The organism is Bradyrhizobium sp. UFLA05-112 (assembly GCF_053572325.1).
Window position 1 is genome coordinate 55,689 of the sequence record NZ_JBANBK010000022.1, and the last position, 21,547, is coordinate 77,235.

At 60.9% G+C, this 21,547-nt stretch carries 23 protein-coding genes; 15 read left to right on the top strand and 8 right to left on the bottom strand.

Annotated features, from left to right (window positions below):
• The first annotated feature begins 109 nt into the window (after positions 1–109).
• The 3 genes from SO180_RS15365 to SO180_RS15375 are packed head-to-tail and all read left to right on the top strand — an operon-like array spanning position 110 to position 1,883.
• The gene (locus SO180_RS15365) at positions 110–343 is read left to right on the top strand and encodes a DUF6894 family protein (protein WP_449379676.1); all 234 of its coding nucleotides are present in this window, start codon (positions 110–112) and stop codon (positions 341–343) included.
• Positions 344–350: 7 nt separating this feature from the next.
• The gene (gene clpX / locus SO180_RS15370; protein WP_449379677.1) at positions 351–1,622 is read left to right on the top strand and encodes an ATP-dependent Clp protease ATP-binding subunit ClpX; all 1,272 of its coding nucleotides are present in this window, start codon (positions 351–353) and stop codon (positions 1,620–1,622) included.
• Between the two features lie 51 nt (positions 1,623–1,673).
• Positions 1,674–1,883 (top strand): hypothetical protein, encoded by a 210-nt coding sequence (locus tag SO180_RS15375; RefSeq protein ID WP_449379678.1) that lies wholly within the window; start codon positions 1,674–1,676, stop codon positions 1,881–1,883.
• Positions 1,884–2,378: 495 nt separating this feature from the next.
• On the opposite strand, the gene SO180_RS15380 is transcribed toward SO180_RS15375, so the two are convergent.
• From SO180_RS15380 to SO180_RS15390, 3 genes are all read right to left on the bottom strand, one after another.
• Positions 2,379–3,887 carry a YncE family protein gene (locus tag SO180_RS15380; protein ID WP_449379679.1) on the bottom strand — a complete coding sequence of 503 codons (1,509 nt, stop codon included), beginning with the start codon at positions 3,885–3,887 and terminating at the stop codon, positions 2,379–2,381.
• A 1-nt stretch (position 3,888) separates the two neighbouring features.
• Positions 3,889–4,317, bottom strand: coding sequence for a DUF305 domain-containing protein (locus tag SO180_RS15385; protein ID WP_449379680.1), 429 nt, complete (start codon positions 4,315–4,317; stop codon positions 3,889–3,891).
• 354 nt (positions 4,318–4,671) lie between these two features.
• Positions 4,672–5,616 (bottom strand): LysR family transcriptional regulator, encoded by a 945-nt coding sequence (locus SO180_RS15390; protein WP_479683992.1) that lies wholly within the window; start codon positions 5,614–5,616, stop codon positions 4,672–4,674.
• Here SO180_RS15390 and SO180_RS15400 point away from each other — a divergent pair.
• Both SO180_RS15400 and SO180_RS15405 read left to right on the top strand, forming a co-directional pair.
• Positions 5,530–5,934 (top strand): hypothetical protein, encoded by a 405-nt coding sequence (locus tag SO180_RS15400; protein ID WP_474799255.1) that lies wholly within the window; start codon positions 5,530–5,532, stop codon positions 5,932–5,934. The two genes, SO180_RS15390 and SO180_RS15400, sit on opposite strands and share 87 nt — an antisense overlap.
• Complete coding sequence (locus SO180_RS15405; RefSeq protein ID WP_449379682.1) at positions 5,865–6,926, top strand: alpha/beta fold hydrolase; 1,062 nt, start codon at positions 5,865–5,867, stop codon at positions 6,924–6,926. Before SO180_RS15400 ends, SO180_RS15405 begins: the two co-directional genes overlap by 70 nt.
• Positions 6,927–7,714: 788 nt before the next feature.
• On the opposite strand, the gene SO180_RS15410 is transcribed toward SO180_RS15405, so the two are convergent.
• On the bottom strand, positions 7,715–8,398 hold the full coding sequence (locus SO180_RS15410; RefSeq protein WP_449379683.1) for an alpha/beta hydrolase: 684 nt from the start codon (positions 8,396–8,398) through the stop codon (positions 7,715–7,717).
• A gap of 300 nt (positions 8,399–8,698) precedes the next feature.
• Positions 8,699–9,610 carry a LysR family transcriptional regulator gene (locus tag SO180_RS15415; RefSeq protein ID WP_449379728.1) on the bottom strand — a complete coding sequence of 304 codons (912 nt, stop codon included), beginning with the start codon at positions 9,608–9,610 and terminating at the stop codon, positions 8,699–8,701.
• 100 nt (positions 9,611–9,710) lie between these two features.
• Here SO180_RS15415 and SO180_RS15420 point away from each other — a divergent pair, with 100 nt between their 5' ends.
• The 8 genes from SO180_RS15420 (at position 9,711) to SO180_RS15455 (ending at position 15,670) form a co-directional block, all read left to right on the top strand.
• Positions 9,711–10,550: an SDR family NAD(P)-dependent oxidoreductase gene (locus SO180_RS15420; protein WP_449379684.1), complete on the top strand. Its 840-nt coding sequence runs from the start codon at positions 9,711–9,713 to the stop codon at positions 10,548–10,550.
• A gap of 47 nt (positions 10,551–10,597) precedes the next feature.
• Positions 10,598–10,876: a hypothetical protein gene (locus SO180_RS15425; protein ID WP_449379685.1), complete on the top strand. Its 279-nt coding sequence runs from the start codon at positions 10,598–10,600 to the stop codon at positions 10,874–10,876.
• Positions 10,877–10,974: 98 nt separating this feature from the next.
• Positions 10,975–11,694: a hypothetical protein gene (locus SO180_RS15430; protein ID WP_449379686.1), complete on the top strand. Its 720-nt coding sequence runs from the start codon at positions 10,975–10,977 to the stop codon at positions 11,692–11,694.
• Positions 11,695–11,834: 140 nt separating this feature from the next.
• Positions 11,835–12,005 carry a hypothetical protein gene (locus SO180_RS15435; protein ID WP_449379687.1) on the top strand — a complete coding sequence of 57 codons (171 nt, stop codon included), beginning with the start codon at positions 11,835–11,837 and terminating at the stop codon, positions 12,003–12,005.
• Complete coding sequence (locus tag SO180_RS15440) at positions 12,002–12,211, top strand: hypothetical protein (protein ID WP_449379688.1); 210 nt, start codon at positions 12,002–12,004, stop codon at positions 12,209–12,211. The genes SO180_RS15435 and SO180_RS15440 overlap by 4 nt, the downstream gene beginning before the upstream one ends.
• A gap of 338 nt (positions 12,212–12,549) precedes the next feature.
• The gene (gene hemA, locus SO180_RS15445; RefSeq protein ID WP_449379689.1) at positions 12,550–13,779 is read left to right on the top strand and encodes a 5-aminolevulinate synthase; all 1,230 of its coding nucleotides are present in this window, start codon (positions 12,550–12,552) and stop codon (positions 13,777–13,779) included.
• A gap of 651 nt (positions 13,780–14,430) precedes the next feature.
• The gene (locus SO180_RS15450; protein WP_449379690.1) at positions 14,431–14,664 is read left to right on the top strand and encodes a hypothetical protein; all 234 of its coding nucleotides are present in this window, start codon (positions 14,431–14,433) and stop codon (positions 14,662–14,664) included.
• A gap of 235 nt (positions 14,665–14,899) precedes the next feature.
• Entirely contained in the window at positions 14,900–15,670 is a 771-nt protein-coding gene (locus tag SO180_RS15455) for a COG3904 family protein (protein ID WP_449379691.1), read from the top strand.
• A 17-nt stretch (positions 15,671–15,687) separates the two neighbouring features.
• Here the strand turns inward: SO180_RS15455 and SO180_RS15460 are convergent, their stop codons facing one another.
• The 3 genes from SO180_RS15460 to SO180_RS15470 all read right to left on the bottom strand — a co-directional run bounded on the left by SO180_RS15460 (position 15,688) and on the right by SO180_RS15470 (position 17,196).
• Complete coding sequence (locus tag SO180_RS15460; RefSeq protein WP_449379692.1) at positions 15,688–15,855, bottom strand: hypothetical protein; 168 nt, start codon at positions 15,853–15,855, stop codon at positions 15,688–15,690.
• Positions 15,856–16,273: 418 nt separating this feature from the next.
• Entirely contained in the window at positions 16,274–16,630 is a 357-nt protein-coding gene (locus SO180_RS15465; RefSeq protein WP_449379693.1) for a hypothetical protein, read from the bottom strand.
• Positions 16,631–16,671: 41 nt separating this feature from the next.
• Positions 16,672–17,196, bottom strand: a complete 525-nt coding sequence (locus SO180_RS15470) for a DUF302 domain-containing protein (protein ID WP_449379694.1) — start codon at positions 17,194–17,196, stop codon at positions 16,672–16,674.
• Positions 17,197–17,237: 41 nt separating this feature from the next.
• Between SO180_RS15470 and SO180_RS15475 the strand changes: the two genes are divergently transcribed.
• Together SO180_RS15475 and SO180_RS15480 are read left to right on the top strand one after the other, a co-directional pair.
• Entirely contained in the window at positions 17,238–20,093 is a 2,856-nt protein-coding gene (locus SO180_RS15475) for an ATP-binding protein (protein WP_449379695.1), read from the top strand.
• 443 nt (positions 20,094–20,536) lie between these two features.
• Positions 20,537–21,520 (top strand): helix-turn-helix transcriptional regulator, encoded by a 984-nt coding sequence (locus SO180_RS15480; RefSeq protein ID WP_449379729.1) that lies wholly within the window; start codon positions 20,537–20,539, stop codon positions 21,518–21,520.
• Positions 21,521–21,547: the final 27 nt, after the last annotated feature.

Sequence of the window (21,547 nt, forward strand, 5' to 3'; positions counted from 1 at the left end):
GGTTCCAGATCGCGGCAGCGTCACCCCCTTCATCTTCGTGCCCTCTCCTTGAGGACTCGAGCGACGCGAGCCTCTCGCTGATCCCCATACCATTCAATGGAGACTGAACATGACCCAGGTCTATTTCCACTGCTCCAACACGAAGAAGGTATTCGTCGATCGCCGAGGCGCCATGGTGGATGATCTTGCCGAGGCGCGCGATCATGCGACCCGCGTCGTGCAATGCTTTACCAATGAGAGCAGTCTCGAAGACTGGCGAGACTGGATCTTGCACGTCAGTGACGACCAGGGTGACGAGCTCTTTGTTGTCCCCTTCACGTTCGTGCTCGGCAAGCCGCACTGAGGTCCTCATGACAGTTCAGTCACTCTCCAATAGCGCGCTGTATTGCTCGTTCTGCGGCAAGAGCCAGCACGAAGTCAGCAAGCTGATCGCGGGTCCCACGGTCTTCATTTGTGACGAGTGCGTCGAGCTCTGCATGGATATCATCCGTGAGGAGAACAAGTCCTCGCTGGTGAAGTCGCGCGACGGTATTCCGACGCCGAAGGAAATCTGCAAGGTGCTGGACGACTACGTGATCGGCCAGAGCCATGCGAAGAAGGTTCTCTCGGTCGCGGTGCACAACCACTACAAGCGCCTCAACCACCAGACCAAGCACAACGACGTCGAGCTCGCGAAGTCGAACATCCTGCTGATCGGTCCGACCGGCGCGGGCAAGACGCTGCTCGCGCAGACGCTCGCCCGCATCCTGGACGTGCCCTTCACGATGGCCGACGCGACGACGCTGACCGAAGCCGGCTACGTCGGTGAGGACGTCGAGAACATCATCCTGAAGCTGCTCCAGGCCGCCGACTACGATGTCGAGCGCGCGCAGCGCGGCATCGTCTACATCGACGAGATCGACAAGATCAGCCGCAAGTCCGACAACCCGTCGATCACCCGAGACGTGTCGGGTGAGGGCGTGCAGCAGGCGCTGCTGAAGATCATGGAAGGCACGGTGGCTTCGGTCCCGCCGCAGGGCGGCCGCAAGCATCCGCAGCAGGAGTTCCTGCAAGTGGACACCACCAACATCCTGTTCATCTGCGGCGGTGCGTTCGCCGGCCTCGAGAAGATCATCTCGGCGCGCGGCCGGTCGACCTCGATCGGCTTCGGTGCCTCGGTGATCGCACCGGAAGATCGCCGCACCGGCGAGATCTTCCGCCACGTCGAGCCTGACGATCTCGTCAAGTACGGCCTCATCCCTGAGTTCGTCGGCCGTCTGCCGGTCGTTGCGACGCTCGAGGACCTTGACGAGACCTCGCTGAAGAAGATTCTGACCGACCCGAAGAACGCGCTGGTCAAGCAGTATCAGCGCCTGTTCGAGATGGAGAACATCGAGCTGACCTTCGCCGATGAGGCGCTTGGCGCGGTTGCCCGCAAGGCGATCGAGCGCAAGACCGGCGCGCGCGGACTGCGCTCGATCCTCGAGGCGATCCTGCTCGAGACCATGTTCGATCTGCCGGGCCTGGAAGGTGTGGAAGAGGTCGTGATCTCCCGCGAGGTCGTGGAAGGCACGGCGCGTCCGCTCTACATCCACGCCGATCGCTCCGATCGCGCCGTGGAAGGTAGCGCCCTGGCATGCTGACTCGACCGAACTAATCGAAGGCTGTCTCCGAATATCCGAAGGGATTTTCTCGTGATCAAGATCATCGCCGTGCTCTGCAGTCTTGCTGCTCCGGCAAGTTGCCACGAGCAGACCGTCACCACTTCTGACTTCGCTGATGTCTCCATGCAGTCCTGTCTAATGGGCGCGCCGCAGCTCGCTGCGTGGATGAATCAGCATCCGACCGAACGTCTTGCGGCGTGGCGCTGCGTGATCGGTCAAAGGGAGGGCAGGGGAGCTTAGGGAACATCCTGCGCAGCTAAATGCCGCGCTGCCATGTCGGTCCCATCGATCTGCCATAAGCGGGTCGACCTTCGACTGAACGTGCAGGAGCTGGCGGCTTATCGGAATGCAGCACTAACCTCATCGATGGCCAGCCTTGTCCGCAGGGGGAAATGCCCCATGCCCGGAAGAAGGGGCATCTCCGCGTGCAGTCGTTCGGCGAACTCTACTCCCATCTCCCCGTTGATGTAGAGATCTTTCTCGCCACAAATAACCTTCAGGGGCGTCTTGAGCTAGGCAAATTTCGATTCGAAGTGATCCTGGTCTCGCGTAAAGTGCGAGTAGTAGTGGGAGAGCGCATCTGCCGATGTCATCGCTCCCCGGATCCATCCTCGGAAAATGTCGTCCTTGAACTCACGCGCAACTTCAAAATGCTCTTCCTCGGGCAAACCTCTGCAGGATTTCGTTGCGATTGCTGCTCAGGTTGTCGCGGACCCGATCCAGGCACGACCGCGATCATTCCGCCTGCACCTGCACCGGCGAGCCCGGGCCGTCGACCATACCGGGCGCGATCACCAGATAGCGGCGCTGGACCTTGTCACCACCGCGCACGAGCTGCCGGATCGGTCCGATCGCAGTGACGACCGCCGCGCCCGCCGGATTGGTCATGAAGCCCTGCAGAGGCTGCAGCGCACCGCCGCCTGACGCCTCGTTCGCCAGCGCCAGCACGTAGGGCTTGCCGGGCTCAAGCCCGGTGACCGAAGCCTCGAGCACTTGCACCAGGCCTTGGTCGGAGAGCGAGACGCTAGTGGGCGCCTGGTCCGGTTTCTGCCCGGGCGGCGCGAGCCACAGCTGCGTCGACATCCCGGCTACGCCGAGTGGCTGCAGGTTCTCCGTTCCCGCACGATCAGGGGTTGCAGGCATCATCGTCATCGCGGCGTTGTCGCTCACGCTCATCATCGAGCTGGCATTTGGCACGTAGACCACCGCCTGCGCCGCCTGTCCGATCGGGCTCGTCGCGATCACCTTGTTCGTCAGCGTATCGATCGCGGCGATGCGGTCCTCGTTCTCGAGACCGACATAGACCCGCGTGCCGTCACCGGACGGCCAGACGCCGTGGGGCAGCTTGCCGACCGGAATGGTTGCCACCTTCGAGAAGTCGTTGGTGCGATAAACCTGGACCTCGTTGAGGCCGCCGATCGTGACATAGGCGAACATGCCGTTGGCGTTGCGCACGATGTTGACGTGGTTTGTGATCGGCCCCGTGTCGATCGTCTTCAAGAGCGCGAATGGCGGCTGGGCATCGAACACCTCGACCTTGCCGGTGTCTTTCAACGTGAACCAAACCTGGGCACCATCCGGTGTGGCGGCAATGTTCGGACAAAACGGACTCGCCTGCGGGACCTTGCCGACGATCTTGTGGTCGGCGACAGTGATAACTGCGGTCTCGGGCGTGAACGACGAGCAGACATAGCCGTACTTCCCGTCCGGCGAAAAGATCGTCATGCCCGGTCCGTTTGCCACAACGATCCGCGTCTTTTCCTGGTAGGTCGTGCCGTCGAGTACCGCGACATAGTTCTCGCCCCGCACCACCACCCAGACTTCATTGCCGTCCGGCGTGAAGAACGCCTCGTGCGGCGAGCGCCCGACGTAGGTGACGTGCTTGACGGTGTTGGTTGCGGTATCGATGAAATTCACGGCGTTCGAGCCGATTGCGACCGCGGCAAGTGTGCGATGATCGGGCGAAAAACCCAAGCCGTGCACCAGCAACTGGCCGCGATAGAGTGGGCTGAAGCTCGCCGGCAGCGGATCGCCGAGCCGGATAACGCCGAGCAGCCTGTTGTCGACGGGATCGGTGACCGAGACTGTGTTCGAGAACTGCTCGGCGGCGTAGACGCGATCGCGGTGGCTGATCGGGATATCGGGATTGGAGGCAGCGCCCGGGACTTGTCCGGCATCGGCATGTCGCGTCGCCACGAGAACGATCGATACCAGGAGGCTCCCCAGATAAGCGGCGCGTTTCATGTCACGGCTCCACGCTTCGATCGGAGGGTTGGCGCTGATCGACAGCGAGGCGCATCACCGCGATCTCCTGTTGCTGAGTCACGATGATCTCCTGGGCCAACCGCCTGATCTGCGGATTGCGGCCGTGGCGAAGCACGGCAAGCGCCATGTCGATGGCACCCTGATGATGCGGCACCATCATCGCAACAAAATCGGCATCAACGTCGCCGGTCGGCTTCACCGCCATATCGCCCATCATTCTTTTCATGGCGGTGATGGTCTCGGCCAGGAAGGAAGCTTCTGCACCAACGTCGGAGGTAGGCCTCGCGCAAATCTCCGGATGTGACGCCGGAAGCGATTGGGCGGACGCGAAGAAGATAGTTCCAACGGTGCACACGACCGCGAGCGTGGTCACCGTGAGCATGGCCGAACCGCGAGTGAGCGAATTCATCCCGACCTCCCGAGTTCATTTTCAAATCGTCACGGCGCAAGCCTGGCTCAGTGGCCATTCGGCGAAAACGTCCTTTAGTCACGTTGCCGTCATGTAGAGGGCGGCGCGACGGAGCAGCCACTGCACCGGGCGCGCCGGATCAGCTCTCGCGCGTCATGCGTAATACGACCGGGATCGTGGCAGCGCCTGGTCAGATGCAAAAAAAGTCGGCGAGGATAGCTTCACTGCATCCCTCCCTGCAACACCAAAGCTAGTCCAATTCCTGGCGGTAAGGGGTCACGATTTCGTTTCATGGCACTTTTCGGACGTCGTCGGTCCGAGGAATATTCGGTAGGTCGCCTGTCCCGATAAACTCTATCTCTCGATGTTTGCTGGACGGAAGCTTCGCGCGCTGCCCTTCCCTTTTTGACGATTCGCAGCATCGTTCGAAATCACCTGAAGAAATGCCTGCTCCGCGCGGCTGACGTATCGCTCCTTGTGTCGAAGGGCGACGAAGCGGCGATGCAGAAGAGGAAATTTGACGGGAACGAGGTTGCCTGCCTTGATCGAATTCGCAACCACCAATCTGGATATCACGGTGACCCCGGCGCCAGCCTCGGCCGCGGCGCGAACCGCTTCATTCGATGGGAGCACCAGCGCGACGTTGAGATCCTTGCTCGTTAAGCCAAGGCCGGGCAGCGCGCCCTCGAAGACCGATCGCGTACCTGAGCCTGGCTCGCGCAACACCCAAGGTCCGCGCTTCAATTCCTGCGCCGATCGCGGCGTTCTTGCCGTCCAGGGATGGGTTAGCGGCGCAACAAGGATGAGTTCGTCTTCCGCAACGGGAACCATGACGAGGGTTGGATCATCAATTGCCGCTTCGACCAAGCCGAGATCGGCGCTGCCTTCGCGAACCATGGCTGCGACATTTTCCGAGTTGCCAATCGTCGTGCTGACGATGACGCCGGGATATCGCAACCGATAGCTCTGGATCGCCACAGGCAGCCAATAGTTCGCCGCGGTTTGACTCGCAGCCAGCGCCAACGAGCCTTGCGTGAGGTCGGCAAGGTCGGTCAACACCTTCGCGGCGGCGGACGCACGGGCAAGCACCGCCTTTGCTTCCTTCAGGAATAGCCGCCCCGCCTCCGTCAGCGCAATCCTACGACCGATCCGATCGAACAGCTTGGTCGCGTATCGCTCTTCGAGCGCGGCGACTGCGGCGCTCGTCGCCGATTGGGTCAGATTAAGCTGGTGCGCGCCTCGGGTGACGTGCTCGCATTCAGCCACGGCAACAAAAATGCGAAGCTGCTCAAGGGTCATCCGGCAATCCTGTTCCATCACCCAAAACCAACGCTCATTCCGAACAAGCGCGATAGGAAAAAATCTGTCTCGTTCAGCGGTGGCATTTCCGGTGGCCTCGCCGTGCTGGAGTTTAATCGATTTTATCGATTAAAACATCAAAAATTACTCGTTGGATCGATCGCTGGTCATGCGCCATCTTCGCTCGCATCGAAGCCGGACGAAGGAAACCTCGTCCAGGTCGGACCAACACCCAGCGAGATTGACCAATGGATACGACCAGGAAGTCCGAAGAAATCAACCAGCCGCGCCGGCGCTTTTTCAGCACTGCAGCTCTGACGATCGCTGCCGCTCAGTTGGCCTTGAACAGCTTTGCCGAGGCGCAACCAAGCAGAGCGGAGCAGGAAGGTGCGCGCGCGATCAAGGCGGGGACCAACACGTCGTTTGGCCCTTTGAAGCAGATCGACGCTGGCCTTCTGAATGTCGGATACGCAGAAGCTGGTCCCGCCGACGGTCCACCGGTCGTTCTCCTGCATGGCTGGCCCTACGACATTCACAGCTTCGTAGATGTCGCGCCATTGCTGGCGCAGGTCGGCAACCGCGTGATCATTCCCTATCTGCGCGGCTATGGCACGACGCGCTTTCTTTCCAGCGAAACGTTCCGGAACGGCCAGCAAGCGGCGGTCGCGACGGATATCATCGCTCTCTTGGACGCGCTCAAGATCGAGAAGGCGACCCTCGCCGGTTTTGATTGGGGAGCGCGGACTGCCAACATCATCGCCGCGCTCTGGCCGGAGCGCTGCAAGGCCATGGTCTCCGTTAGCGGTTATCTGATCGGCAGCCCAAACATGGTGCCGTTGCCGCCAAAGGCCGAGCTCGCATGGTGGTACCAATATTACTTTGCCACGGAAAATGGCCGGGCCGGCTACGACAAATACCGGCACGAATTTGCGAAGCTCATCTGGCAGCACGCTTCGCCCAAATGGGACTTCGACGAAGCCATATTCGATCGCAGCGCAGCGTCCCTGGATAATCCGGATCAAGTCGCCATCGCAGTCCACAATTATCGCTGGCGAATCGGCCTCGCCAAGGGCGAGCCCCAATACGACGATCTGGACAGGCGACTTGCGGAATCTCCCGTCATCACGGTGCCTACCATCACGATGGAGGGCGACGCCAATGGTGCGCCACATCCGGAGCCGAGTTCCTACGCCAAGAAATTTTCGGGCAAGTACCAGCACCGGACTATCAGGGGCGGCATCGGACACAATCTGCCGCAGGAAGCGCCGCAGGCCTTCGCCAAGGCAATCGTCGAGGTCGCCGAGATCTGACCGGCGTAAGAGAGAACCTGCGGAGCGGACACATCCATCCCGCAGGGCATCGTCCCCAAGCACGATGAGCGTGGCCTAATCATTCAATGGTGCGGCGAAGGTCAACCAATCGTTCGCCACATGACCCAACAAATGGAGAATCGAAATGACCGTTCAAAAATCACGACACCCTGTTCTCGTCTTCGCAACAATGGCGCTCGGCATTGCGCTTGCCTCTTCCCCTGCTCTTGCAGCTCACCCAACGCATGCCGCGGCCAAGTCCCTGGAGCGTCCGCACGCTCAGGTTTACGGGTCGAACAGCATGTTTGCGCCGCGGGCGCTTAGGCTGCAGCCTCAAAATCATGTCGATGATCCATGGGCAGAGCTATGGTTGGGATGACGATGGTTGCGGCGGCGAAATTCTCAACAAGTTCGATGGAATAAGACGCGTCGCGATACGTCTCACGCTCATTGCAACACCACGGAGTTCAGAGTGTATTGGCCATCATTTCAGGGCATCCTGACGACGCTCTCCTGCAAGCTTCTGAGACCGGGTCTCGCCACGGCGATCTTCGGTGCGGCTGACGATGGGCTGCGGTGCAGTCTGGTGGATCAAGCCGCTCCGGAATCATTGAGGTCCATTGCTAACGGGATTCGCAGGCGGGCTCGTCCGATCTAACACTGCGATCGTTCCGCCCTACATTCATCATCAGTACCAGCGTCAACTTCGGCGAGGTCAAAAAGCCGACGCCTGCAGATGCATCTAAACGGCAGACAAGGTCTGCCTGCGATCCCAATTTTCCCGAGTCTCAAAGAGACGACGCCGCTTTGGCGATGAATTCTGCAACGACATCGGGCTGAGAAAGCATCGGCACGTGCGAGCTTTCCAGCACGAGGGTCTCGGCACCCATTCGCTTCGCGGAATCGCGCTCGACTCCAGGAGGAATGGTCTCGTCTTGGGCTGCGACGATGTACCAGTTTGGTTTGGAGCGCCAAGCTGCCTCGGTGACCTTGTCGCCGAAGCACTTCACGGCCGGCGGGCCTTGGGTCGCGTACACGATATCGGCCTCGTCCGACGGAATGTCCTGTACAAAGTGCTTGCGAACCCCCTCGGGAGTCAATGCGACATAGCCTTCGCCGTAAGGCTTGATTTCGGCTGCGCCCGGCGCGGGCGTATAGTCCTTCCACCAATCAGCGAACGACTGACCGCTATCTGGCGCGCCAGCCGCGACATAGACAAGACCCTTCACCTGAGCATGGTTGCCGGCTTCCGTAATGACGGCGCCGCCCCAGGAGTGACCGACCAGGATAACCGGACCTTCCTGCATCCCGATGACTCGGTGAGCAGCAGTGACATCGTCAGCCAAGGAGCTGAGAGGATTTTGAACGGCGATCGCCTTCAGCCCGCGCTTCGTGAGCAACGGAATGACCTTTGCCCAACAAGAACCGTCGGCAAAAGCGCCATGCACAAGAACGATGTTTTTGATTGCCATGATACTACTCCTCCGCGTTGACCGTCATTTCCAAAGCATGCCGACCAATGTGGCGGTCGTGTACCGGCACTATCGAACAGCAGCGAGCATTCGGGCAGTTAAAAAAAGTAAAACGTCGCAGGCCTGGTTCAGGCCGCCTAGTCCGGGCGGCAGGCTTGGCAATGTCCGAGTCATTCGCGGCTGAAGCGATCCAGCAACCTAATTCGGTCACGTCCGCTGTGCCGCCGAAAGCGGAAGTAAGCTGGCATTCGCCAAGCGCGCATCAATCTGCATTGGCTACGCGCCAATGAGCTCCGCGCCTTAGACAGGCGGCTGGAGCTCCGCGAAGACTTTCTTCAGTCTCGGCGCCGCAAAGTCGAGGAAAGCACGGACCTTGATCGGCAGAAACCGGTTGGCTGCGTACACGAGATTAACCGGCAGCGGTGCCGGCTGGTATTCGTCGAGCAAGCTCGTGAGGGCTCCGCGTTCAAGCGCGGTCTGGAAGTGATAGGTGAAGGCGGAGGTAATTCCGATGCCGGCGCACGCGGCGTCGCAGGCGGCCTCGGCGCTGCCGACCACGAGCCGCGCATGCACGGGCACCGCGACCGCCACTTTGTCCTTGAAGAATGTCCAAACATCAGGGGACATGAAGCCTGCATAAGTGATGCAGTCATGCCCGGCGAGATGGTCCGGCGTGCGCGGTGTTCCGTGCGCTGCGAGATAGGCGGGACTGGCGCAAACCATGCGACGCATCGTACCCAGGCGCACCGCCATCAGGCTGCTGTCGGGAAGAGTGCCGATGCGGAGCCCGATGTCGATCTGCTCCTGAAACAGACTCTGCACGCGATCTGCGAGGAGAAGACTGGCCTTGATATCGGGGTAGGCCTTGAGGAAATCCGCCAGGATCGGGATGAGGTAAGCGCGGCCAAGTCCGACCGGAGCTGTCAAGATCAGCTCTCCGGTCGGAGCAGAATATTCGCCGGAGGCGGCGCGCTCGGCCTCGGTCACATCCGCCAGAATGCGCTTACAGGCAGCAAAATAGGAGCTGCCCGCGTCGGTCAAGACCAGTTTGCGGCTCGACCGGTTGAACAGCTTCGTCCGCAGATGGGACTCGAGCTCGGAGACCTTGCGGCTGACTGTTGGCAATGGCGTTTTCAATTGCCGCGCCGCGGCCGACAGGCTGCCGGTTTCGACCACGGCCAGGAAGGTCGACATCGCGTCCAGACGGTCCATCGGCTCCTCTTCCATATTTTGGAAGGATAGCTCTCGATTTTGCCAGATGGCGTCAGATTTCGGAAGGCCTTAGGTGTGGACGGCATAACGGAGAACGTCCATGAGCACCACCAACAAAGGCACCGCCCTCATCACCGGCGCATCGGCAGGCATCGGTGCTATCTACGCCGACCGTCTGGCCAAGCGTGGTTACGACCTGATCCTGGTCGCCCGCGACAAGACTCGTCTCGCCGGCCTGGCGCAACGCTTGAGAAACTCGACCGGCCGCTCCGTCGACACCGTCGCAGCCGACCTCAACGACAAGGCGGATCTCGCCAAGGTCGAGGCGATCCTGCGCGCGAATGCGGACATCACGCTCCTGGTCAACAATGCCGGCGTCGGAGCCACCGCACCGCTACTCAACGCCGATATCGAAAGGATGGACGACATGATCCGTCTCAATGTCGGTGCGCTAACCCGATTGACCTATGCAGCGGCTCCGGGCTTCGTCACGCGCGGCAAGGGCACGATCATCAACATCTCGTCCATCGTCGCGATCTCTCCGGAAACCCTCAATGGCGTTTACGGTGGCAGTAAAGCCTACGTGCTGGCTTTCTCGCTCTCGTTGCACCACGAACTCGCCGAGAAAGGCGTGCGCGTCCAGGCCGTGCTGCCCGGCGCGACCGCGACAGACTTCTGGGACGCCGCCGGCGTGCCGCTCCACCATCTCCCTGCCGCGATCGTGATGTCCGCCGGTGACATGGTCGACGCCGCACTGGCCGGTCTCGACCAGGGCGAGGTCGTCACCATTCCGTCTCTCGCCGACAAGGTCGACTGGGACAGCTACGAGACCGCGCGCCGCATGATGTCCGGCAAGCTCTCAAGCGCGGTCCCGGCTCCCCGATACAACGTCGGCGCCACCACCCCCACGTCGAAGGCTGCTGTCACATCGACGCACTAACCCAACGCCCACCGTAACCAGGAAGTAGAACCAAAGGAGATGCACCCATGAAACGTCTAGTCTTGTTTGCCGCCCTTTCGGCCGCCATCGCAAACGGAGCCGATGTGGCTGCGGCTGCCGAGCTTCCGACTTATGAAAGGGCGGGCTTTCCGATCACCGCGCTCCAGATTTCCATTCTGGGCTCGGCACACGTTCAGGAGACCCCCTCCGTCCCCACGCTGACGCTGCGTGGCATGCCTGCCTCTCCCAATCAGATCGCGGTCTTGACGGCGGGTAAAGGGAGCAAGCCGCAAAGCCCACAACAGAGAGCCGAGGCGACGCGCTAGAGCCCGCCGGATCGGAGGGCAACCAGGGATCGGGAGAGGGCCGTGCAGTTTGATTTCGAAATGCCGGCGATCGCGCTCGAGGATTGGAAAGGAAAGCCATGAACGAGCTATTGGCGAAAGTTCTGGATGCGCATGGCGGCCTTAAGCGCTGGCGCAGCTACGACAAGGTTGAGGCCACCATTGTCAGTGGCGGCGGCTTCTTTCCCTTGAAAGGCGTACTACAGGATGCAAATCCGCGCCGCATGACCGTATGGCTGCACGAGGAGCGATCGTCAGTCGCCCCTTATGGGGCGGCGGATCAGCGGACCATGTTCACTCCCGATCGCATCGCCATCGAGAAGCTCGATGGTGCAGTCGTTGCCGAGCGGCGCATGCCCAGGGATTCCTTTGCCGGGCACCAGATGCATACGCCCTGGGACGCTCTGCACCGTGCCTATTTCAACGGCGAAGCGCTGTGGACCTACCTCGCCACACCCTTTGCCTTTGCAATGGACGGCTTCCACGTCGAGGAGACTGTGCCCTGGCAAGAGAGGGAGGAGACATGGCGAGTGCTGCGTGTCCATTTTCCGGGCTCGATCGAGACGCATTGCCAAGTTCAGGATTTCTTCTTCGACGAAAAATTCGAGCTTCGCCGCCACGATTACAGCGTCAATATCGCCGGCGGCTTTCCCGCCGCACAGCTGATGCTGGAATATACTGAGGCGGGCGGCATTCGCCTGCAGAGCAAGCGTCGCGCATACACGCGCGGTCCCGACCGGCGTCCGATCCTGGATATGCTGATGGTGTCAATCGACATTAGCGAGGTCGCCTTCTCTTAGGCTGCTCTTAAGCAATCTCGGCCGACCCGGATGTCACGCGCTTTTTATCTCTTCGTTACCGCCTGAGGGGCTTCAACGTCGGCGCTAGGGACACCAAGTCTCCATAAGAAATGATGGTCATAATTCAATAGGAGCATGCTATGGGTGAGGTTATTCGATTTGTTTCAAAATCCGAGCGCGAGCGTATCCGCCTCATTCGAGAAGCTCGTGCGATATATGAAAGCGTCTTCCCGTCAGATGCTCCCAACAGCGAGCAGGGCGACCAAAGGCCGGCGGTTCACGCGATCAGTGGCGGGGATCTGCTGTCGTGATCAAGATCATTGCCGTGCTTTGCAGCCTGTCCTCTCCGACAAACTGTTACGAGCAGACCGTCACCACCTCGGACTTCGCTAACGTCTCCGTGCAGTCGTGCCTGATGGGAGCACCGCAGCTTGCCGACTGGATGAAGGAGCATCCGGCCGAGCGCCTTGCCGGATGGCGGTGTGTGATCGGCAAACAGGGAGGCCGGGGAGCTTAGGGTGAAGAGGCGGATCACGTCTCATAACGGGTGTGATCGATGCGCCGGCCTACGCATTCGCTAAGATTTGCTGAGATTTACATTGCTTCACTCGCCCCGACATTCCTTGTCGGATACCAATTTGCCTCGCGGAGACCGACAGCTTCGCAACTGCTTGGCCTCGGCGCCCCCGTCCCTTCGCCGTGGCTCGCCGCGGCCGGTCCTTCCCCTCCCGAGGACCGGCCGCCCCTTCGCAAGGCCTGGATAGGTGACGGCGCCGGATCGGAGAGAGGCACGGCGGCTCGTTGGACCGGGGAAATCCCGATCGCCGAGCACAAACCGGACGGAGATTTTGCTCCATGACCCATGATCATTTCTTTTCCGCCGCGCTTGCTCGCTTACACACTGAACGGCGCTACCGCGTGTTTGCCGATCTCGAGCGCATCGCCGGGCGTTTCCCGTATGCGATATGGCATTCCCCGGACGGCCCGCGCTCGGTCGTGATCTGGTGCTCGAACGACTACCTCGGCATGGGCCAGCATCCTAAGGTGATCGGCGCCATGGTCGAGACCGCGACCCGCATGGGTGCTGGCGCGGGCGGCACCCGCAACATTTCCGGTACCAGCCATCCGCTGGTCGAGCTCGAGCGGGAACTCGCCGACCTGCACGGCAAGGAAGCGGCGCTGGTCTTCACCTCGGGGTACGTCTCCAACGAGACCGGCATCCCGACGATCGCCAAGCTGCTTCCAAACTGCGTAATCCTGTCGGACGCCTGGAACCACAATTCGATGATCGAGGGCGTGCGGCGTGCCGGGGTGGAAAAGAAGATCTGGCGCCACAACGACATCGGTCATCTCGAAGAATTGCTTGCGGCGGAGGCACCTGAGCGGCCGAAGCTGATCGTATTCGAGGCGCTCTACTCGATGGACGGCGACGTCGCACCGGTGAGCCGCATCTGCGATCTCGCGGAGCGCTATGGCGCCATGACCTATATCGATGAGGTCCATTCGGCTGGCATGTACGGTCAGCGCGGTGCCGGCATCGCCGCGAGGGAAGGGGCCTTGCATCGCATCGACGTGGTCGAGGGCACGCTGGCGAAGGCCTTCGGCTGCCTCGGCGGTTACATCGCGGCGAGCGCCGACATCATCGATGCGGTGCGCTCCTATGCGCCGGGATTCATCTTCACCACCGCGCTGCCGCCGGCGGTCTGCGCCGCTGCTACCGCTGCAATCCGGCACCTCAAGACGTCGCAATGGGAACGCGACCGCCATCAGGACCGTGCCGCGCGGGTCAAGGCTGTGCTCAACGCAGCAGGTCTGCCGGTAATGCCAAGTGAGACACACATCGTGCCTGTCATGGTGGGTGATCCGAAGAAGTGCAAGGAAGCGAGCGACCTCCTGCTCGCCGAGCACGACATCTATGCGCAACCGATCAACTATCCGACCGTTCCGCGTGGTACCGAACGGCTGCGCATCACGCCGACGCCCTACCATGATGACGCACTGATCGATGCGCTCGCTGAAGCGCTGGTCGATGTATGGGAACACCTTGGCTTGCCGCTGCGACACCGCGCGCTCGCGGCGGAGTGACTCCCCATCGGGAATTTCGCGAAATGTCTGGGCTCAGCGCCTCAATTTCGCTGCGCGGTCCACTAGCCCGAGCATCGCGCGTTTCCTGAATAGCCACTCCACGTCCCGCGGCCAGAATTGCCCGAGAGCCTGCCCGCGCCGGAGGCGAATTTATCCTGAACGGTCACCGACGCCCGGACTATGCCGGAACGCGCCACGTAGCCTCTGAACCTGACTAGATTTGGATGTGTCACTATTCCATCCGTGATGTTGACCGTGAAATCATAGGTCGCGTCACAAGCGCCTCTTTGCGTCACGAAAATGATGTCCCAGGATCCGTCGTATGCGGAGCGGGCTTGAGCGACGGAGACGAAGGCGACAAGGCAGCCCGCGGCTGCCACACAGGTGAAAAGTTTTTTCATTGTTTGCTCCAAGTTGTCATCGCCCACATGGTGGGCCGCATCGTATCGCGGCAGGTCCGAGTCGGATCAAAAGCGCTTGTCTGAAAGCCGGCCAAGTCTCGGGTGGGCAGACCTAAACTTAGGTGTGCTCTTCTGAGCCATTGGGCTGTACGCGATCGACCTCTGTGCAATGGCTTGCTTCTCCTCTCGTGCCTACGCTCCGGGTGTTAATCGCCCGATCCATCGAGCGGCAAATCGAGGAGTCACAGCGATGAGAATCATGGACGCAACCGCATTGTCAGGTTGGGCTCGCAGGACGGCTGAGTCAGCCTCCGACCTCGCCAGCGTCGTTCGCAACCTGATTCTGGACGTGCGCGACAGTTACCGGCCCGAGCTGCACTACATGCGCGGCCCTGGTCCGAAATGGCGCGCCAAGCATCAGCCCTGGCTGAAATTCGATCCTCTAGCAGTCCCGCCAGGCGGGCAGCACCACGTGTCGCTGTAGGTACGCCGCCGCGACGCGGCCCCGCCCGACTCGATAGTCAGGCCGAGGTTACGGTATCATGCTCATCTCGCGGGCCGAATCCTCGGAGCGCCTCCGCATCTCCGATCCAATCTCCGCTCGCGCTCGTTGGGCGGAAATCCGAGGTTGGATGCTGCTCATTGGCGCGGCTCTTTGCATCGCATTGGTGGCTATGCTGAGCGGTTCGGCGCATGCCGGCGAAGACCGCAAATTGCCAATGAAGTTTAGCTGGGTCGCCTGCCAGCCGAATTGCCGGGGCTGGATCAGCGCTGTCGGCATCGTGACCTCCGCCAGTCCAAGAGATTTCGATGAATTCGCGCGCGGCCGACAGCTCGGCGGCGTGGCCATCGTGCTGGTTTCCAGCGGCGGTTCGGTCAACGACTCGATGGCGCTTGGTCGGCGCTGGCGCAGTCTCGGGGCGCTGACCACCGTCGGCGTCAGCGTTCAGACCAACACCGCGCAGAGCGATCCTGTCAACATGACGCCCGTGGCCTATTGCGAGTCGATGTGCGTGTTCCTGCTTCTGTCGGGCAAGACGCGTTACGTGCCAGAGACTGCCCATGTTCGCGTGCATCAGATATGGATGGGCGACCGCGCCAACGACGCCAGGGCCGCGAGCTACAGCGCAGATGATCTAACAATCGTGGAACGCGATATCGGGCGTCTCGCCAAATACACCTTCGAGATGGGTGGCGCGGGCGACCTGTTGTCGCTTTCGTTGAACGTGCCGCCCTGGGAGGATCTGCATGAGCTGTCACGGGACGAGTTGCGACTGATCAATCTCGTCAACACCAATATGGTTGACCAGCCGGTCAGCCCCAGCGCCGCGGCGGTCGAATTCAAGCCCAAGCCAGTGCAAGAGCGCTTCACAAGCGGTGCCGTTGCGACTGAAACATATTCGGAGGCGGCGAAATCGATCAACTCGGCTGAACCCGCCGGGCGGATGGGCGGCGTGAGGGCGGCAGCTGTCGTGCCCTGGCAAGAGTAGCACGCAGCCCGCAAACCCTAGTGAATCTTGATCACTTCCAGAGGAAGTCGCAACTCTGCGGCCCGCTCGTCGCGATCCTTTTTCCGGAACTCGTTCTCGCGCCGCTCGAAATCAACTAGCTCCTTGTGAGCCGCTTCAAGAAGGCGGTCACGTGGCGTCGTTCCTGGTTGATCGCGTTCCGTCATATTTTGCCCCGTCTCCTTATACCTAACCTAAGTCATGAGGTCGGGCCCGCAAAGGCTCAGTGACGTAAGATTACGGATTTATGACGGCGATCAGAGGAAATCCTTGCCCTGTGCAGGGCTTCGTTCGCGGTCCGTTCGGTGGGATCATCCCCTTGAGGACTCGAGGAAGCTTCGCCGGGAGAGAGACTGCGGGCCTGGCGAGTTCGGAAGTGTTGGGCGGCGGTGCGCGATAATAAGGGCCCAGCGCGGCGGTGTTGGAGACTCTGGGGGCGGCGTCATCTCTTGCTACCGCAATCAGCGAGCCTCCCGGCACATTCAAACTGCACTCCGACGACGGGCATCGCGAATTTCAGTCCTCGAATGGGACGTCAGAAGTTTTTCGACGCAATCGGTGCAGACCGAACATCGCCCGGACCCGTTAGCAAGGATCGTGGGATCCGCAAAAAACGCCCTTGCTGATGCTCTGCGCTGTTTGGGCTCCTGCGCTCAGAACCGCTCGAAGCCGAACGACGAGTTCGCAAGCTCGCTTGCCGTCCACGGCGATACTGTTGAGGATCTCTCGCACTTCTTCCAGATCCGGCGGTTGAACGCGCAACCATCGTGACCCAGCCTGTGCACCCATGACCATCGCCGCGATCGCGTCGATGATCTCGTGCAGCTCTGCATCAAAGGGCCGCGCGATATTCGCCGGTGTCTGCAAGGGTGTTTCGTCTTCGGCGCTTACCCTTTCCTCTAACGGGATGTCGCGTTGGACTATTGGTTGTGTGATAGTCATCGGCGTGCTCCGAAGTTTAGTCCTTGAACTGCCATTGGACGTCAGGTTGCGGTCGTTGCCTTGCTTGCGATCGCCTGCAATGCGGCAGCCATGGCGTTGACGGTCGTATCGTTTGCACCGTCCACGCCATGGTGGTGCGCAAGAAACGCTGGATCGTTGTAAGACAACCACGTGGTGCCCGATGCGTCCTGCCAGACCAGGGTCTTCAGCGGCAGATCTATGCCGATCATCTGATTCGACTGCATCAGCGGTGTGCCGGTCTTTGCATGGCCGAAGATCAAGAGTTCCGTGGGCCGCAGCGGGAGCCCCGCGGCGGTCGCGCCCGCGGCGTGATCAATATGGGCAAAGACGGTCATTCCCCTGGCGCGGACCTCGGCCTCGAACCGATTCATCGTTTCCTCGGGTCCGTTGCGACTTTCGATCGTAATCAATCCATTTGTGGTCATGGCTTTGCGGCCCAGAGAATGTTCGATGACTGACCCTATCCTCACGGACTGCATTTCTCCTTGAGCCAGTTCTGAAAAGTCCTGAAAAGCACTGTGCGGGAACCGCAGATTGTCCGGCAAAGCCGTCCGAAATGGCCTTAAAATGCCCGAAAGGAGTACAGATGCGAGGCCAGGACCGACAGCCCGTTTACAGGTCGGGCGCTTGGGAAATCGATCTCGCTCGCCGCGAGATGCGGCTGAACGGCGTTCCGGCTGACCTTGGGAGTCGGGCGTTTGAAATCCTTGAGACGCTGGTCCAGTCGGCGGGCGAGCTGATCGATAAGTACGATTTGATGAATCGTGTGTGGCCCGGAGCAGCGGTTGAGGAAAATACGCTGCAAGCTCAAATCTCCGCCATACGCAAAGCGTTGGGTCCCGACCGGGGACTCCTGAAAACGATCGCGGGTCGCGGCTACCGATTGCTGGGAGATTGGGTCATTCAGCAGGAGGCCGTCGCCGCGGTGGGCATGCCGACTACCGAACCAATTCAAAGCCATGTAACAAATCTCACGGCCCCAACCAATGCATTGATCGGCAGAGCGGCTGCCGAAATCCAGCTATCGGAGCTCCTTTCGACCTATCGAATGGTCACCATGACGGGACCAGGGGGTATCGGAAAGAGTGTCCTCGCGCATGCGGTTGCGCGCAGCCTGCTCGCGACTTTCGGAGGCGATGGTCTGCTCGTGGAACTGGCCTCGCTATCGGACCCCGCGATGGTGCCGCTCGTGGTCGCGGCAGTTCTAGGCCTCACGCAACGTGGCGACGAGGTTTCCGTCGAAACGATCACGCGTGAAATTGGTACAAAGAAACTTCTGTTGGTGCTGGATAATTGCGAGCATCTCATCGAAGGGGCTGCGAGGCTGGCGGAAGCGCTCGTACGTTCCTGTCCAAATACAACGATACTGGCGACGAGCCGCGAGGTACTGCGCATCGATGGCGAGTACGTCTATCGCGTTCCTCCACTCGATATTCCGGGACAAGAGAAAGGTGGAGATCGGGATGTCCTCGGATATAGCGCAGTGCAGCTTCTGGTGGCGAGGACAAAGGCGTTGAATGCCGACTTCTCGCCGAGCGCGGAAAATCTTCAACTAGTCGCGTCGATTTCTCGTCAGCTCGATGGCATCCCACTTGCCATCGAATTCGCGGCGGCCCGCATCGCGACGCTTGGATTGCAGCAGGTCGCGGCGCGCCTGCACGATCGCTTCAATCTCCTGACCAGCGGCTTTCGAACGGCACTGCCGCGGCATCAGACTCTGCTCGCGACCCTCGACTGGAGTTATGAGTTGCTTTCGGAGACCGAGGCCCGAGTGCTACGCCACCTCGCGGTATTCAATGGCAATTTTTCCCTCGATGCTGCTGCCGCGGTGACGGCAGATATGGACGCGACGGCCGCAGACATGCTGGCTGGACTGGTCGTTAAGTCGCTCGTCGCCGCAGACTTTCAAGCCGGGGACGATCACTATCGTCTCCTGGACACGACGCGCGCCTACGCGCTCGAGAAACTGCGGGCTGTGGGCGAGTATCGGGAAGCCGCACGTCGTCATGCGGAATATTTCCGGGCTGCCCTCCTTCGGGCCGAAGCCGAGAGTAATTCCTTGCCGCAAGCCGATTGGCAGAAACGCTACGGCCGATATCTCGGCAATGTCCGTGCGGGCCTCGACTGGGCATTCTCTGCGGACGGCGATTTGCAGGTCGGCGCTGCGTTGACTGCCGCGGCAGTACCTTTATGGGTCCACCTGTCACTGTTCGGCGAATGTCGCGAGCGTACCGAATTGGCGCTCGCGCGGCTGGATGATGGCGCTACCGGCGCAACACGCCTGCGCATGCAGCTCTCGGCGGCGTTAGGCTGGTCGCTGACCTACAGCCAGGGACGTGCGAGAGAGACGGGTCCGGCCCTGGCGAACACCCTCGAATTGGCGGAACGGCTCGACGACAAGGACTATCGCCTGCGTGCGCTGTGGGGCCTGTGTGTCGATCAGTTCAACAATGGCGAATTTCTCAAGGCGCTCGAATTCGCTCAGCGCTTCACCAGGGCGGCAGAGGACACGGCCGATCCGACCGACTCGATGCTGGGCGATCGCCTTCTCGCCGTCTCGCTGCACTTTCTCGGAAACCAGAAGGATGCCCGCAATCACATCGATCGAGTGGATGTGTCTCTCGATCGCCTGGTAGGAAGGCCCAGGATTTTCCCCCTCGATCTTCGCATCTCGACGCACTATTTCCGTGCCCGCATCCTGTGGCTGCAGGGTTTTGCGGGTCAGGCGCTACGGCTTGTCGAGCGCAACATCGAGGAGGGGCGCGCGAACGGCCACGCCTTGACTTTCTGTAGTGTGCTGGGACAGGCCGCGTGCCCGATCGCTTTTTGGGCCGGCGATCTCGACGCGGCGGAGCACTACGGTGACGTGTTGTTCGAGCACACCGAACGCCACGCGATACGACTATGGCGGCTTTGGGCTGGTTGTTTCAGGGGGATGGTCATGGCGAAACGGGGTAACGTCGACGCCGGACTGGCGCTCTTGCGCAGTGAAATCGGTCGTGCGGGTGACGCCAGGCTCCTGCCGCGCTTCCTGCTTCCGCTGGGCGAGCTCGCGGTCTGTCTCGGTGAAGCAAATGAAATCGATAACGGACTTGCAGCGGTCGATGAAGCCTTGGCGCGCTGCAAAGCCAGGCACGAAGAGTGGTACGTCCCGGAGTTGTTGCGCATCAAAGGCGAACTGATCCTGAAGGGGTCACCACACCGATCCGCCTCGTCAGCAGAAGCATACTTCTCCGACGCGCTCCATCTGGCAAGGCAGCAGGGCGCGCTCTTCTGGGAGTTGCGAAATGCAGTTAGCCTCGCGCGTCTCTGCGCTGCACAGGACAGGAAGGCCGAGGCGAGGCAAATCATTGCACAGGTATGCGAGACGCGCGGAGACAGCCTCCAGATTGCCGACGCTCGCGAGGCAAGAGCGCTGCTTGATGGACTTGATACCAAGTAACGATCGGGCAACGTCGGGTTCGAGGTTTTCCGCCAAGCCTCGGCAAAACTCGCCCGACATGGAGCGGTTGTGCCGGCAAGCTAGACGGGCGCATTCGCGCTGTCAGGCGCTTCGTGGGGAATGGGAGACCAGCAGCTCTTGGGGGAAAGCGGACACTAGGCCGGACCCGCAAGCTGGCATTCTCAGATCACGGGACTGATAGCGCTCTCAAAGGAGAGTCAGCGTTGTTGTCCATCCGCAACGGCGTCACTCAACAAGAACCTTTGTAGCACCGGCACTCGTTTCGAAAGCAACAGGCCGCGACCGTTCGCCGCATTCGATTGCAATTCGGTTGGACAGGGGCGTGTGATGGCGGCTTGAGCATGATCAGGCAAAGCACAGCCGTTTTGGGAAAGACGTCGAACCTGTTGAGCGGGTAGAACGTGCGCCGAACGCTCAACGAAATGCCCCTCAACGGTGAGGACAGATCCATGGGCAGCAAGCCAATCCTGCGCGATCGTTCGCAGAACAATCACCCAGACAGGTCCCAGCCACAGCAAAGCGATATCCCGATCGGCGAGTGTCCGCATGCCGATGCGGAAATGACACGCGTGCTCAAGATGGTGCCACTGCGCATGGCTTCAGACCCATCCAGCGGCGTGATCACCTTCTGGAGGCATGATCCCCTGCACGACGTCGTCCGGCCCATGGCCGACCACGTCATCATGACGTTCCCTGCCGAGCCGGTGAAGTTCGAGCGCCGTGACGGTAGAGCGTTTGTGCACGGAATGACGCGTCCCGGGGCCGTGACGGTCATTCCGGCCGGTTCAACTTCACGATGGGACATCTACCAGCCTTTGAGTGTCCTTCAGCTCTATCTTCCGCAGACAACGCTCAATCGCGTTGCCCACGAAGCCGGCACAACCGCGCCCGGCGACCTTGTCGAGCGAACTGCACATCCTGACCCCATCACATCCCGCCTGCTCCTGAGCGCGGCCGACGCCCTGGAAGGCTGTGCAGCGCTGGATACGCTGTTCAGACACCAGCTGACGGATCTTCTGGCTACGCGCCTGCTCACGGCGTACGGCGGCTCACCCGCAACGATCCAGCCGGTCATGGGCGGACTGTCGCCCAAGGTGCTGGGTCGCGCTCTCGAACGCCTGCGTTCGGACAGCGATGCGGACCTATCGCTTGCCGCGCTGGCTTCGGATGCAGGCTTGTCGCGCTTCCACTTCTGCCGCGCTTTCAAGGAAAGTACCGGGCTGTCGCCGCATGCCTGGCTGCGCCAGCACCGGCTCGAGCAAGCCAAGAGCATGCTGCGTGACACCGACGTGTCGGTGGTCTCGGTCGCAGTAGCGCTCGGCTATTCCTCCCAGACCGCCTTCGCCGCAGCGTTCAGAAAGCTGACCGGTGAAACGCCGAGCGACTGGCGAAGACGCATGCGGTGAACACCTTTTTGCGCCGACGCTGGGCTG

Excerpts from the sequence above, each read along its gene's own strand:
- SO180_RS15410 (WP_449379683.1), bottom strand. The coding sequence starts at position 8,398 with ATGGCAATCAAAAACATCGTTCTTGTGCATGGCGCTTTTGCCGACGGT.
- SO180_RS15430 (WP_449379686.1), top strand. The coding sequence starts at position 10,975 with ATGAACGAGCTATTGGCGAAAGTTCTGGATGCGCATGGCGGCCTTAAG.
- SO180_RS15480 (WP_449379729.1), top strand. The coding sequence starts at position 20,537 with ATGCCCCTCAACGGTGAGGACAGATCCATGGGCAGCAAGCCAATCCTG.
- clpX (WP_449379677.1), top strand. The coding sequence starts at position 351 with ATGACAGTTCAGTCACTCTCCAATAGCGCGCTGTATTGCTCGTTCTGC.
- SO180_RS15415 (WP_449379728.1), bottom strand. The coding sequence starts at position 9,610 with ATGGACCGTCTGGACGCGATGTCGACCTTCCTGGCCGTGGTCGAAACC.
- SO180_RS15465 (WP_449379693.1), bottom strand. The coding sequence starts at position 16,630 with ATGACTATCACACAACCAATAGTCCAACGCGACATCCCGTTAGAGGAA.
- hemA (WP_449379689.1), top strand. The coding sequence starts at position 12,550 with ATGACCCATGATCATTTCTTTTCCGCCGCGCTTGCTCGCTTACACACT.
- SO180_RS15460 (WP_449379692.1), bottom strand. The coding sequence starts at position 15,855 with ATGACGGAACGCGATCAACCAGGAACGACGCCACGTGACCGCCTTCTT.
- SO180_RS15435 (WP_449379687.1), top strand. The coding sequence starts at position 11,835 with ATGGGTGAGGTTATTCGATTTGTTTCAAAATCCGAGCGCGAGCGTATC.
- SO180_RS15365 (WP_449379676.1), top strand. The coding sequence starts at position 110 with ATGACCCAGGTCTATTTCCACTGCTCCAACACGAAGAAGGTATTCGTC.
- SO180_RS15420 (WP_449379684.1), top strand. The coding sequence starts at position 9,711 with ATGAGCACCACCAACAAAGGCACCGCCCTCATCACCGGCGCATCGGCA.
- SO180_RS15475 (WP_449379695.1), top strand. The coding sequence starts at position 17,238 with ATGCGAGGCCAGGACCGACAGCCCGTTTACAGGTCGGGCGCTTGGGAA.
- SO180_RS15390 (WP_479683992.1), bottom strand. The coding sequence starts at position 5,616 with ATGACCCTTGAGCAGCTTCGCATTTTTGTTGCCGTGGCTGAATGCGAG.
- SO180_RS15405 (WP_449379682.1), top strand. The coding sequence starts at position 5,865 with ATGGATACGACCAGGAAGTCCGAAGAAATCAACCAGCCGCGCCGGCGC.
- SO180_RS15455 (WP_449379691.1), top strand. The coding sequence starts at position 14,900 with ATGAAGTTTAGCTGGGTCGCCTGCCAGCCGAATTGCCGGGGCTGGATC.
- SO180_RS15380 (WP_449379679.1), bottom strand. The coding sequence starts at position 3,887 with ATGAAACGCGCCGCTTATCTGGGGAGCCTCCTGGTATCGATCGTTCTC.
- SO180_RS15385 (WP_449379680.1), bottom strand. The coding sequence starts at position 4,317 with ATGAATTCGCTCACTCGCGGTTCGGCCATGCTCACGGTGACCACGCTC.
- SO180_RS15450 (WP_449379690.1), top strand. The coding sequence starts at position 14,431 with ATGAGAATCATGGACGCAACCGCATTGTCAGGTTGGGCTCGCAGGACG.
- SO180_RS15425 (WP_449379685.1), top strand. The coding sequence starts at position 10,598 with ATGAAACGTCTAGTCTTGTTTGCCGCCCTTTCGGCCGCCATCGCAAAC.